Source organism: Kitasatospora sp. NPDC032121 (genome assembly GCF_055580145.1).
On record NZ_JBVILX010000007.1, the window covers coordinates 271,503 to 283,667 of the forward strand.

Genomic DNA, 12,165 nt, shown 5'->3' on the forward strand with positions numbered 1-12,165 from the left:
CGGAGGCGGACATGCGGATTCTTCTCCTCGTCAGCGCGTTCAACAGCCTCAGCCAGCGGCTGCACGCCGAACTGCGCGACCGGTGCCACACCGTGGACGTCCAACTGGCCGGTGATGACGAGGAGTTGCTCGAAACGACGGGCCGGCTGAAACCCGACCTGGTGCTCGCGCCGATGCTCCGCACGGCGATCCCCCGCACGCTCTGGTCGCGGCTCACCTGCCTCGTCGTCCACCCCGGACCGCCCGGCGACCGCGGCCCCTCCTCCCTCGACCGGGCGATCCAGGAGGGCCGCACCGCATGGGGCGTGACGGTGCTCCAGGCTGAGGCGGAGATGGACGCCGGCCCGGTCTGGGCCTGGGCGCCCTGCCTGCTGCCCGAGTACGGCAAGAGCGACCTGTACCGCAACGAGGTCGCCGACGCGGCGGTGGCGGCCGCGCTGCTCGCCGTGGAGCGTTTCGCCTCCGGCACGTACGCGCCGCAGCCGCAGTCCGGGCCCGGCTGGAGCGCCGCGGTCCGCGCCCGGCCGGTCCTGCGCCAGGAGGAGCGCCGGATCGACTGGGCGACCGACCCCACCGAGGAGGTGCTGCGCAGGCTCCGCGCCGCGGACTCCCGCCCCGGGGTGCTCGACGAACTGTGCGGCGGCACCTGGTACCTGCACGGCGGGCACCGCGAGCCGGAGCTGCGCGGCCGCCCGGGCGAGCTGATCGCCACCCGGGCCGGCGCCCTCTGCCGGGCCACCGTGGACGGCGCGGTGTGGATCCCGGAACTGCGCCGCCACACCCCCGGCGGCCCCGCGGGCGTCAAGCTCCCCGCGGTGACGGCGCTCGGCGGCCTGCTGCCCGCCCTACCGGAGGCGCCGGCGCCGCTGATGCCGGAGGAGGAGGACGGCCCGGTCTGGTCGGACCTGCGCTACCGCGAGGAAGGCCCGGTCGGCTTCCTGCGGTTCTCCTACCCCGGCGGCGCGATGTCCACCGGCCACTGCCGCCGGCTGCTGGCGGCCTACCGCTTCGCCCTCGCCCGCCCGACCTCGGTGCTGGTGCTCGGCGGCGGCCGGGACTTCTTCTCCAACGGCATCCACCTCAACGTGATCGAGGCCGCGGCGGACCCGGCCGTCGAGTCCTGGGACAACATCACCGGGATGGACGAGCTGGTCGACGCGGTGCTCACCACCACCGACCGGCTGGTGGTCGCCGCCGTCGGGGGCAACGCCGCGGCCGGCGGGGTGATGCTGGCGCTGGCCGCGGACGAGGTGTGGTGCCGCGGCGGCTCCGTCCTCAACCCCCACTACCGGCTGATGGGGCTGTACGGGTCGGAGTACTGGACGTACACCCTCCCGCGCCGGGTCGGCGCGGCGGCGGCCGAGCGGCTGACCCTCCAGGCCCTCCCGGTCTCCGCGGCCACCGCCGAGCGGATCGGCCTGGTCGACCGGGTGCTCGCCTGCGGGCCCGAGGAGTTCGGGCCGCGGGCGGCCCACCTGGCCGGGCTGCTCGCCGCCTCGCCCACCACCCAGCAGCGGATCGCGGCGAAGAAGGCCGCGCGCGAGGCCGACGAGCGGACGAAACCGCTCGACGCGTACCGGGAGGAGGAACTCGCGGTGATGCACCGGCAGTTCTTCACACCCGAATCGCCGTATCACGCGCTGCGTTCCGCGTTCGTCCACAAGCGCCCGGTAGCGACGGGGCCGACCGCGCGGGCATGACCCGAACGGCCCCGCCGGGCTTGCCTCCCCGGGCCCCGGTTCGCGCCGCGCGGACCGGCGCCCGGCCCGGACCGTTGCTATGACTGGCTTTCGAGCCATTCCCTCCGGCTCCCATCCCCGAGGAGGCATCCTCATGGGTGCTGCAACAGCTGCAACCACCGACACCGACGTGGTGCACGTTCTCTGGATCAACGCGGGCCTCAGCTGCGACGGCGACTCCGTCTCGCTGACCGCGGCGATGCAGCCCAGCATCGAGGAGATCGTCACCGGCGCGCTGCCCGGCCTGCCCAAGGTCGCGGTGCACTGGCCGCTGATCGACTTCGAGTGCGGCCCGGTCCAGGGCGCGGACAACTTCGTCGAGTGGTTCTTCAAGGCCGACCGCGGCGAGATCGAGCCGTTCGTGCTGGTCATCGAGGGGTCCATCCCCAACGAGAAGATCAAGAAGGAGGGCTACTGGTGCGGCTTCGGCGACGACCCCGCCACCGGTCAGCCCATCACCACCAGCGAGTGGCTGGACCGGCTCGCTCCCAAGGCGACCGCCGTGGTGGCGATCGGCACCTGCGCCACGTACGGCGGCATCCACGCGATGGCCGGCAACCCGACCGGCGCCATGGGCGTGCCGGACTACCTCGGCTGGGACTGGAAGTCCAAGGCCGGACTGCCGATCGTCTGCGTGCCGGGCTGCCCGATCCAGCCCGACAACTTCGCCGAGACGCTCACCTACCTGCTGTACCAGCTGGCCGGCTCCGCGCCGATGATCCCGCTGGACGACAAGCTGCGGCCCGCCTGGCTGTTCGGCGCCACCGTGCACGAGGGCTGCGACCGCGGCGGCTACTACGAGCAGGGCCAGTTCGCCACCGACTACGGCACCCCCGAGTGCCTGGTGCGGCTCGGCTGCTGGGGCCCGGTCGTGAAGTGCAACGTCACCAAGCGCGGCTGGACCAACGGCATCGGCGGCTGCCCGAACGTGGGCGGCATCTGCATCGCCTGCACCATGCCGGGCTTCCCGGACAAGTTCATGCCCTTCATGGACCCGCCGCCCGGCTCCCGGGTCTCCTCCAACGCCAGCAGCGCGTACGGCGCGCTGATCCGCCGGCTGCGCGCGATCACGCTGAACACCCTGGACAAGGAACCGAAGTGGCGCCACACCGGCCGCCACCTGACCACGGGCTACCGACCGCCCTGGTGACGACCGCCGGAGGGCCGCACACCACCCGGTGTGCGGCCGCCGCCGACCCTCTCCGGCCCGCCGAGGCCCCGCACCCCACCGATCCCGCCCGCCGAGGGCCCCGCTCCCAGAGACAAGGACACGACAGCAACGATGGCAACTCCGACCACCAGGGCGGCCGGCGACGGCAGCGGCCTGACCGAGATGTCCTGGGACCCGATCACCCGGATCGTGGGCAGCCTGGGCATCCACACGAAGATCGACTTCAAGCAGAAGAGGGTCGCGGAGTGCTACAGCACCTCCTCCGTCTTCCGCGGCTACAGCGTCTTCATGCGCGGCAAGGACCCGCGCGACGCCCACTTCATCACCAGCCGGATCTGCGGGATCTGCGGCGACAACCACGCCACCTGTTCCGTCTACACCCAGAACATGGCGTACGGGGTGAAGCCCCCGCACCTGGGAGAGTGGATCATCAACCTCGGCGAGGCCGCCGAGTACATGTTCGACCACAACATCTTCCAGGAGAACCTGGTCGGGGTCGACTACTGCGAGAAGATGGTCCGCGAGACCAACCCGGGCGTCCTGGAGCAGGCCGAGCGCACCGAGGCCCCGCACGCCGGCGACCACGGGTACCGGACCATCGCCGACATCATGCGCTCGCTCAACCCCATCGAGGGCGAGTTCTACCGCGAGGCGCTCCAGGTCAGCCGGTACACCCGGGAGATGTTCTGCCTGATGGAGGGCCGCCACGTGCACCCCTCCACGCTCTACCCGGGCGGCGTCGGCACGGTCGCGACGGTGCAGCTGTTCACCGACTACCTGACCCGGCTGATGCGCTACGTCGAGTTCATGAAGAAGGTCGTGCCGCTGCACGACGACCTCTTCGACTTCTTCTACCAGGCCCTGCCCGGCTACGAGGAGGTCGGCCGCAGGAGGGTCCTGCTCGGCTGCTGGGGCAGCCTCAACGACCCGGACCACTGCGACTTCACCTACCGCAACATGACGGACTGGGGCCGGCGGATGTTCGTCACCCCCGGCATCGTGGTCGACGGCAAGCTCGTCACCAACGACCTGACGCAGATCAACCTGGGCATCCGCATCCTGCTCGGCAGCTCCTACTACGAGGACTGGCAGGGCAAGGACCTGTTCGTCACCCACGACCCGCTGGGCAACCCCGTCGACCCCCGGCACCCGTGGAACCAGCACACCATCCCCGCCCCGCAGAAGCGCAACTTCGACGACAAGTACAGCTGGGTGATGTCCCCGCGCTGGTTCGACGGCAAGGAGCACCTCGCCCTCGACACCGGCGGCGGCCCGATCGCCCGGCTGTGGTCCACCGCCCTGTCCGGGCTGGTCGACATCGGCTACGTCAAGGCCACCGGCCACAGCGTGCAGATCAACCTGCCCCGCTCGATGACCAAGCCCGAGGTCACCTTCGAGTGGAAGATCCCGCAGTGGAGCAACGCCATCGAGCGCAACCGCGCCCGCACCTACTTCCAGGCGTACGCGGCCGCCGCCGCCTTGCACTTCGCCGAGAAGGCGCTCGACGAGGTCCGCGCCGGGCGCAGCCAGACCTGGGAACGCTTCGAGGTGCCGGACGAGTCGATCGGCTGCGGCTTCACCGAGGCCGTGCGCGGCGTGCTCTCGCACCACATGGTGATCCGCGACGGCAAGATCGCCAACTACCACCCGTACCCGCCCACCCCCTGGAACGCCAGCGTCCGGGACAGCTACGGCACGCCGGGCCCGTACGAGGACGCGGTGCAGAACACCCCGATCTTCGAGGAGAACCCCCCGGACACCTTCAAGGGCATCGACATCATGCGCACGGTGCGCAGCTTCGACCCCTGCCTGCCCTGCGGCGTGCACATGTACGTCGGCGGCGGGCGCACCGTGCAGACCATGCACGTGCCCACCGGCCTGAGCGGGCTCACCGCATGACGGCCGAGCGGACCGGGCAGCGGATCCAGCAGGCCCTGGACGACCTGGCCGGCAGCGGCGCCGAGCAGGCGGGCGAGCAACTGGTGAGGGAACTCATGGAGTTCTACGGCCAGGGCCTGGCCCGGATGGTCCCCGCGCTGCCCCCGCCCGCGCTGGAGCGGATGCTGGACGACCCGGCCGTGGCCGGGCTGCTGCTCCTGCACGACCTGCACCCCGAGGACCTCCCCGCCCGGATCGACCGGGCCCTCGCCAACCTGCCCGAGCGGGTCGAGGTGGCCGGCTTCGACCAGGCCACCGGCGTCCTGCGACTGCGCCGCACCGCCACCGGCTGCGGCTGCGGCGAACAGGAGGCGGAGGCCGTCCTCGCCTGCCACGCGCCCGAGGTGACGTCCGTGGAACTGGAACGCGCCCCCCAGCTGCTGCAGATCGGCACCCGCCCGCCGCAGCCCGCGGAGGCGCGATGAACACCCGCCGGATCTCCCGCGACGGCACGGCCCTGCTGCACCGGCTGCGCGAACCGGCCCCGCCGCGCCCCGAACAGTGCGCGTTCTGCGGCCGGGACCTGTCCGAGGGCCACCGCCACCTGGTGGACGTCGAGGAGCGCGCCCTGGCCTGCGCCTGCACCGCCTGCGGCCTGCTGTTCCAGCAGCCGGGCGCGGCCGGCGGCCGCTACCGCAGCGTGCCGGACCGCTACCTCACCGACCCGGACGGCGAGTTGGACCAGCAGGCCTGGTCGGTGCTGGGCATCCCGGTCGGCACCGCCTTCCTGTTCCGCAACACCGTGCTGGACCAGCTCCTCGCCTTCTACCCCGGCCCGGCCGGCGCCACCGAGAGCGAGCTGGACGAGCAGGCCTGGCGGCGCGCCCTCGGCGGCAGCCGGCTGGCCGACGCCCTGGAGCCGGACGTGGAGGCGCTGCTGCTGCGCCGCACCGAGGAGCGCGTGGCGTGCTTCCTGGTGCCGATCGACGTCTGCTACGAACTGGTCGGCCGGCTGCGGCGGTGCTGGCACGGCTTCGACGGCGGCGCCGAGGCACGCGCCGAACTCGACGCGTTCTTCGCGCGGCTGGCCGAGCGGGCCCGCCCGCTGCCCGCGGAGGTGACGGCGTGACGGCGCTCGCCTTCGCCTGCACCGGCGTGCGCTCCGACCCGTACGCGGCCGGGCCGACCCTGGTGTTCCGGCTGCGGATCATCGCGTCGGCCGACACCCGGGTGCACGCCCTCGCCCTCCAGTGCCAGCTGCGGATCGAACCGGGCCGCCGGCCGTACGGCGACGCCGAGGGCGAGCGGCTGGCCGACCTGTTCGGCGGCCGGGAGCGCTGGGCGACCACGCTCAACCCGGTCCAGTTCGCCACCGTGCCGCTGCTGGTGCCCGGCTTCACCGGCGGGACGGAGATCGACCTCGCGGTGCCCTGCACCTACGACCAGGACGTCGCCTCGGCCCGCTACTTCCGGGCGCTGGACGGCGGGGAGGTGCCGCTGCTGCTGCTCTTCTCCGGCACCGTCTTCGCCGGCCCCGCCGGGTTCCAGGTCAGCCCGGTGCCCTGGGACCGGGAGGCCAGGGTGCGGATGCCGGTCGCGGTTTGGCGGGAGGCGATCGACCGGCACTTCCCCGGCAGCGGCTGGCTGCGGCTGCCGGACGAGGTGATGGACGAGCTGCTGGCCTACCGCTCCCGGCGGGCCCTGCCCTCCTGGGAGGCGACGGTGCGCGAGCTGCTCGCGGCGGCGATCGAGGGGACGGTCCGGTGAGCGGCTTCCCGGAGCGGATCGAGCGCGGCTTCGCGGCCGCCCGGCAGATCGCCGACGCGGTGCTGCTGGAGGGCTACGTGCTCTACCCGTACCGCGCCTCGGCGGCCAAGAACCGGCTGCGCTGGCAGTTCGGCGTCCTGGTGCCGCCCGAGTACACCGTGCAGGGCGGCGAGCACTCCCACCAGCGCACCGAGTGCGTGATGGAGGCGCGCGGCGGGGACCTGCTGGCGGTCGAGCTGCGCTTCCTGCGGGTCCAGCGGCGCACCGTCGAGCGGGCCACCGGGGCCGGCTTCGAGTCGGTCGAGCGGCTGGCGCTGGCCGACCGGGACCTCGTCGAGTGGGACGAGGGCGTCGAGGAGCGAATCGAACTCCTCATTCCGGTCGAGGAGTTGGAAGGCGACGGGGTGCAGCGGCCGTTCCGGCTGCCGGGCGTCGGCGAGACCGGGCTGGTGCGCGAGGACGGCAAGGTCGTCGGCCGGCTGGTGCGGCGACGCGAACAGGTCGACGGCCTGGTCTGGCTGCGGGCCGAGGACGTGCCCGGCCCGTACCTGGCGCGGCGGCTGACCGTCGAGGTGGAGAACACCTCCGACTGGACGCCGCCCCGGCGGGCCACCCGCGACCAGGCGCTGCCGCGCTCACTGGTCTCCGCCCACCTGCTGCTCGGGCTCGAGCACGGCCGCTTCCTGTCCGTCACCGACCCGCCCGAGTGGGCCCGTCCGGCCGTCGAGCGGTGCCGCAACGACCGCACCTGGCCGGTGCTGGTCGGACCGGACGGCGAGTGCGGCGTCGTGCTGTCCTCGCCGATCATCCTGGAGGACCACCCGCGGATCGCCCCCGAGAGCCTCGGCACCCTGTACGACGCCACCGAGATCGACGAGATCCTGGCGCTGCGGACGGCGGCCCTGACCGAGGAGGAGAAACGGGAGGCCCGCGGCACCGACGAGCGGGCCGGCGCGGTGATCGACCTGGCCGAGTCCATGCCGCCCGAGGTGCTGGAGCGGCTGCACGGGGCCATCCGCGGGCTGCGCGAGGTCACCGGCCGCGCCGGAGGGGCCGAACAGCCGTGGTGGGACCCGGGCGACGACCCGGGGGTCGACCCCGAGCGGGACCGGGTGCTGGTCGACGGCCGGGAGGTCGGCGCCGGCAGCCGGGTGCTGCTGCGGCCGGGCCGGCGGCGCACCGACGCCCAGGACCTCTTCCTGGACGGGCGCACCGGCATCGTGGAGGCGGTGCTGCACGACGTCGACGGCTCGGTGCACCTGGCCGTCACGGTCGAGGACGACCCGGGCGCCGACCTGTGGCGCGCCCAGGGGCGCTTCCGCTACTTCCAACCCGACGAGGTCACACCGCTGGAGGAGTCGTGACGGGCGCCACGGTGCTGGTCGCCGGGGTGGGCAACATCTTCCTCGGCGACGACGGCTTCGGCGTCGAGACCGTCCGGCGGCTGGCCGCCCACCCGCTGCCGGCCGGTGTCGAACTGGTCGACGTCGGCGTGCGCGGCGTGGACCTGGCGTACCGGCTGCTCGACGGCCACCGCACCGCCGTCCTGGTGGACGCCACCTGTCGCGGCGGAGCGCCCGGCACCGTCTACCTGATCGAGGCGGACGCCGAACAGCCGCTGGAGGTACCGGTCCTGGACGGGCACCGGATGGGGCCGGACGCCGTACTGGCCCTGCTCGCCACGCTCGCCGCCGGCACCGGCGGCGAGCCGCCCGAACGGGTGCTGGTGGTCGGCTGCGAGCCGGCCTCGCTGGAGGAGGGCATCGGGCTGAGCGAGCCCGTCGCCGCCGCCGTGGAGGAGGCGGTCCGAATGGTCCTGCGCGTCGTGGACGAGGCCGCGCAACCGGAGAAGGAGACGACACCATGCTGAGGAAACTGTTCTGCGCCGCCCTGCTGGCGGGGATCGGCGCACTGCTCTGGCAGAGCCTGCCGGACATCAAGCGGTACCTGCACATCTCCCGGATGTGACCGGGGACGACCCGTGCGGTGCGGATTGCTGCGAACGGTGCAGCCCCGCACCCGGTGGCGGCGCGGCTTCGGGCCGACGCCGCCACCGCGCCCTGTAATGGGGCGCGTTGCCGCCCGCTCCGGGAAGGGGACCCATGCACGAGATGTCGATCGCCGAGGCCGTCGTCGAGCAGGTGGACACGGCCGCGCGCGAGCACGGGGCCCCCGGGGTGGCGCGGGTGCGCCTGCGGGTGGGCGAGCTGGCCGGTGTGGTGCCCGAGGCCCTCGACTTCTGCTTCGAACTGGCCTGCGCCGGAACGCTGGTGGCGGGCGCCGTGCTGGACACCGAGCCCGTCCCGGCCCGGGCCCGCTGCACCCCCTGCGCGGTCGAGTGGGCGGTCGGCATGCCGCCGGACCTCGGCTGCCCCGGCTGCGGCGGCGGTGGCGGCGTGGAGCTGCTGTCCGGCCGTGAACTGCAGATCCTCGACGTCGAGTGGTCACGGAGCCCCGGCGTCCGGGCCGAACAGAAAGGCTGATGCCGATGTGCCGCACGGTCGACCTCCGTCAGGCGGTCCTCGCCCGCAACGACGACAGCGCCCGCCGGCTGCGGGCGACGCTGGCGGAGCGGGGCACGGTCGCGGTGAACCTGCTGTCCAGCCCCGGCAGCGGGAAGACCGCGCTGCTGGAGGCCGAGCTGACCCTCGCCCGGCGGCGCGGGGTGGCGGTCGCCGCGCTCACCGCCGACCTCGCCACCGAGAACGACGCCCGCCGGCTGGCCTGCTCGGGCGCCCCGGTGAAGCAGGTGCTCACCGACGGGCTCTGCCACCTGGAGGCGCGGATGCTCGCCGGGCACCTGGACGGCTGGCTGCCCGCGGAGTGCCGGCTGCTGTTCGTGGAGAACGTCGGCAACCTGGTCTGCCCGGCCTCCTACGACCTCGGCGAGACGCTGCGGGTGGTGCTGGCCTCGGTGACCGAGGGCGAGGACAAGCCGCTCAAGTACCCGACGGCCTTCGGGCTGGCCAACCTGGTGCTGGTGACCAAGGCCGACCTCGCCGAGGCGGCCGAGTTCGACGAGTCGGCGTTCCTGGCGAACGTCCAGCGGGTCAACCCCGGGGTGACGGTGCTGCACACCTCCGCCCGGACGGGCGCGGGCGTCGGGGCGCTGCTGGACCGGGCGCTGGCCGTGCTGGACGGGACCGAGCCGCACCGGCCGGTGATGTCGGCGCCGGCGCCGCACGACCACGGGCACGAGCACGACCACGACCATGGGCACAGGCACGGGCACGAGCCCGAACACGCACACGGGCACGGGCACCACCACGGCCACTCCGCCGTGGGGGAGGACGCGTGACGGCCGGTCACCCCGGGCTCGACCGCGAGCGGCGGCGGGTCGCCGTCCGCGGCCTGGTGCAGGGGGTCGGCTTCCGGCCGTTCGTCCACACGCTGGCCGGTGAACTCGGACTGGCCGGCACCGTCACCAACACCGGCGAGGGCGTCCTGGTCGAGATCGAGGGTAGCCCGGACGCCCTCGCGGCCTTCTGCCGACGGGTGGCCGGGGACGCGCCGCCGCTCGCCCAGGTGCACTCGGTGGAACACGCGCCGCTCGCCGTCACCGGCGCCACCGGCTTCCGGATCGTCCCCTCCCGCACCGACGGCCCCCGCACCACCCTGATCCCGCCCGACACCGCCGTCTGCGCCGACTGCCTCGCCGAACTCGCCGACCCGGCCGACCGCCGCCACCGGCACCCCTTCATCAGCTGCACCAACTGCGGCCCCCGGCACACCATCGTCACCGGCCTCCCTTACGACCGGGCCAACACCACCATGGCCGGCTTCCCGATGTGCCCGGACTGCGCCCGGGAGTACACCGACCCCGCGAACCGCCGCTTCCACGCCCAGCCCGTCGCCTGCCACGCCTGCGGGCCCAGGCTCGCGCTGACCGTGCCCGGACGCCCCGACCTCGACGGGGAACAGGCCCTCACCGCGGCCCGGCGGCTGCTCGCCGACGGCGCGATCCTCGCCGTCAAGGGCATCGGCGGCTACCACCTCGCCTGCGACGCCCGCGACGCCGCGGCCGTCGCCCTGCTGCGCCGGCGCAAGCGGCGCGGCGACAAGCCCTTCGCCGTGATGGCCCGCGACCTCGCCACCGTCGAGCACCTGCTGCCCGTCGACCCGGTCGAACGGGAACTGCTCACCGGGCCCGTGAAGCCGATCGTCCTGCTCCGCCGCAGGGGCCTGCCGGTGCCCGAGGGGCTCGCGCCGGGCAGCCCCGACCTCGGGGTGATGCTCCCGTACACGCCGCTGCACCACCTGCTGGTCGCCGCCCCCGGGCCGGACCTGCTGGTGATGACCAGCGCCAACCTCTCCGGCGAGCCGATCGTCACCGAGGACCGGGAGGCACTGGAGCGGCTCGCCCCGCTGGTCGACGGCTGGCTCACCCACGACCGGCCGATCCACGTCCCCTGCGAGGACTCGGTGGTGCGGGTGGTGGACGGCGAGCAGCTGCCGCTGCGCCGCTCCCGCGGGTACGCGCCGCTGCCGGTCCCGCTGCCGGTGCCCGTCCGCCCCGCGCTGGCCGTCGGCGGCGACCTAAAGAACACCTTCGCCCTCGCCCGGGACGGCTACGCCTGGCTGTCCGGCCACATCGGCGACATGGACGACCTGGCCACCCTGCGGGCCTTCGACCGGGCGGTCGAGCAACTCGGCACGGTCAGCGGCGTACGGCCCGAACTGCTGGTCGCCGACCGGCACCCCGGCTACCGCTCGCTGCGGCACGCCGAGCGGACCGCCGCCGGCCGGCCGGTGCACCGGGTGCTGCACCACCACGCCCACATCGCCGCGGTGATGGCCGAACACGGCCTGGACGGCGGCCGGCCGGTGCTCGGGGTGGCCTTCGACGGCACCGGCTACGGCGAGGACGGTGCGATCTGGGGCGGCGAGGTGCTGCTGGCCGACTACGACGGGTTCCGCCGCCTCGCCCACCTCGAGTACGTGCCGCTGCCGGGCGGCGACGCGGCCGTCGAGCGCCCGTACCGGACGGCGCTCGCCCACCTGCGCGCGGCCGGGCTGCCCTGGCTGCCCCAGCTGCCACCGGTCCGCGCCTGCGCGGAGGATGAACTCGCCCTGCTGGAGCGGCAGTTGGAGCGCGGACTGAACTGCGTGCCGACCTCCAGCATGGGGCGGCTGTTCGACGCGGTGTCCGCGCTCGCCGGGGTCTGCCAGCGGGCCGGGTACGAGGCCCAGGCGGCGATCGAACTGGAGGCGGCGGCCTGCGCCTTCGTGCGGACCGGCGGCTACGCGTTCGGCCTGTCGGAGCGGGCGGACGGCTGGATCGCCGACCCCTCGCCGGTGCTGGCCGCCGTGGTGGCCGACGTGATCGCGGGAGCCCCCGCCGGGCTGGTCGCCGTCCGCTTCCACCACGCGGTGGCCGAGCTGGTCCGGCGGATCTGCGCGGCCGTCCGGGAGCGGCACGGCACTACCACCGTGGCGCTCAGCGGCGGGGTCTTCGCCAACGCGCTGCTCTCCTCGGCCTGTGCGAGCGGGCTCGGGGAGGACGGCTTCACCGTACTGCGGCACCGCCGGGTGCCGCCCAACGACGGAGGGCTGGCGCTGGGCCAGCTGATGGTGGCCGCCCGGTCGTCGGCCATCCGGGAGGAGTGAGAG

12 protein-coding genes are annotated in these 12,165 nt (G+C 73.9%); all 12 read left to right on the forward strand.

Features of this window, described 5'->3' with window-relative positions:
• The first annotated feature begins 11 nt into the window (after nt 1-11).
• The 12 genes from ACZ5OX_RS20580 (at nt 12) to hypF (ending at nt 12,162) form a co-directional block, all read left to right on the forward strand.
• The gene (locus ACZ5OX_RS20580) at nt 12-1,700 is read left to right on the forward strand and encodes an enoyl-CoA hydratase-related protein (RefSeq protein ID WP_465631735.1); all 1,689 of its coding nucleotides are present in this window, start codon (nt 12-14) and stop codon (nt 1,698-1,700) included.
• 133 nt (nt 1,701-1,833) lie between these two features.
• On the forward strand, nt 1,834-2,889 hold the full coding sequence (locus ACZ5OX_RS20585; RefSeq protein WP_465631737.1) for an NADH-quinone oxidoreductase subunit B family protein: 1,056 nt from the start codon (nt 1,834-1,836) through the stop codon (nt 2,887-2,889).
• 132 nt (nt 2,890-3,021) lie between these two features.
• Nucleotides 3,022-4,809 carry a nickel-dependent hydrogenase large subunit gene (locus ACZ5OX_RS20590; RefSeq protein WP_465631739.1) on the forward strand — a complete coding sequence of 596 codons (1,788 nt, stop codon included), beginning with the start codon at nt 3,022-3,024 and terminating at the stop codon, nt 4,807-4,809.
• Nucleotides 4,806-5,273: a thioredoxin gene (locus tag ACZ5OX_RS20595; RefSeq protein WP_465631741.1), complete on the forward strand. Its 468-nt coding sequence runs from the start codon at nt 4,806-4,808 to the stop codon at nt 5,271-5,273. Before ACZ5OX_RS20590 ends, ACZ5OX_RS20595 begins: the two co-directional genes overlap by 4 nt.
• Nucleotides 5,270-5,917, forward strand: a complete 648-nt coding sequence (locus tag ACZ5OX_RS20600) for a DUF5947 family protein (RefSeq protein WP_465631743.1) — start codon at nt 5,270-5,272, stop codon at nt 5,915-5,917. Before ACZ5OX_RS20595 ends, ACZ5OX_RS20600 begins: the two co-directional genes overlap by 4 nt.
• The gene (locus tag ACZ5OX_RS20605; protein WP_465631745.1) at nt 5,914-6,555 is read left to right on the forward strand and encodes a DUF6084 family protein; all 642 of its coding nucleotides are present in this window, start codon (nt 5,914-5,916) and stop codon (nt 6,553-6,555) included. Before ACZ5OX_RS20600 ends, ACZ5OX_RS20605 begins: the two co-directional genes overlap by 4 nt.
• Complete coding sequence (locus ACZ5OX_RS20610) at nt 6,552-7,919, forward strand: hypothetical protein (protein ID WP_465631747.1); 1,368 nt, start codon at nt 6,552-6,554, stop codon at nt 7,917-7,919. The genes ACZ5OX_RS20605 and ACZ5OX_RS20610 overlap by 4 nt, the downstream gene beginning before the upstream one ends.
• The gene (locus ACZ5OX_RS20615) at nt 7,916-8,425 is read left to right on the forward strand and encodes a hydrogenase maturation protease (protein ID WP_449806779.1); all 510 of its coding nucleotides are present in this window, start codon (nt 7,916-7,918) and stop codon (nt 8,423-8,425) included. Before ACZ5OX_RS20610 ends, ACZ5OX_RS20615 begins: the two co-directional genes overlap by 4 nt.
• A complete protein-coding gene (locus tag ACZ5OX_RS20620) occupies nt 8,419-8,523 on the forward strand; it encodes a DUF6893 family small protein (protein WP_449806780.1) in 105 nt (34 codons plus the stop codon). The genes ACZ5OX_RS20615 and ACZ5OX_RS20620 overlap by 7 nt, the downstream gene beginning before the upstream one ends.
• Nucleotides 8,524-8,657: 134 nt before the next feature.
• Complete coding sequence (gene hypA / locus ACZ5OX_RS20625) at nt 8,658-9,038, forward strand: hydrogenase maturation nickel metallochaperone HypA (RefSeq protein WP_465631749.1); 381 nt, start codon at nt 8,658-8,660, stop codon at nt 9,036-9,038.
• 5 nt (nt 9,039-9,043) lie between these two features.
• Complete coding sequence (hypB, locus tag ACZ5OX_RS20630; RefSeq protein ID WP_465631751.1) at nt 9,044-9,853, forward strand: hydrogenase nickel incorporation protein HypB; 810 nt, start codon at nt 9,044-9,046, stop codon at nt 9,851-9,853.
• The gene (gene hypF / locus ACZ5OX_RS20635) at nt 9,850-12,162 is read left to right on the forward strand and encodes a carbamoyltransferase HypF (protein ID WP_465631753.1); all 2,313 of its coding nucleotides are present in this window, start codon (nt 9,850-9,852) and stop codon (nt 12,160-12,162) included. Before hypB ends, hypF begins: the two co-directional genes overlap by 4 nt.
• Nucleotides 12,163-12,165: the final 3 nt, after the last annotated feature.

Coding starts and splice junctions, on each gene's coding strand:
- hypB (WP_465631751.1), top strand. CDS start 9,044: ATGTGCCGCACGGTCGACCTCCGTCAGGCGGTCCTCGCCCGCAACGAC.
- ACZ5OX_RS20585 (WP_465631737.1), top strand. CDS start 1,834: ATGGGTGCTGCAACAGCTGCAACCACCGACACCGACGTGGTGCACGTT.
- ACZ5OX_RS20600 (WP_465631743.1), top strand. CDS start 5,270: ATGAACACCCGCCGGATCTCCCGCGACGGCACGGCCCTGCTGCACCGG.
- ACZ5OX_RS20595 (WP_465631741.1), top strand. CDS start 4,806: ATGACGGCCGAGCGGACCGGGCAGCGGATCCAGCAGGCCCTGGACGAC.
- ACZ5OX_RS20590 (WP_465631739.1), top strand. CDS start 3,022: ATGGCAACTCCGACCACCAGGGCGGCCGGCGACGGCAGCGGCCTGACC.
- ACZ5OX_RS20620 (WP_449806780.1), top strand. CDS start 8,419: ATGCTGAGGAAACTGTTCTGCGCCGCCCTGCTGGCGGGGATCGGCGCA.
- hypA (WP_465631749.1), top strand. CDS start 8,658: ATGCACGAGATGTCGATCGCCGAGGCCGTCGTCGAGCAGGTGGACACG.
- ACZ5OX_RS20580 (WP_465631735.1), top strand. CDS start 12: ATGCGGATTCTTCTCCTCGTCAGCGCGTTCAACAGCCTCAGCCAGCGG.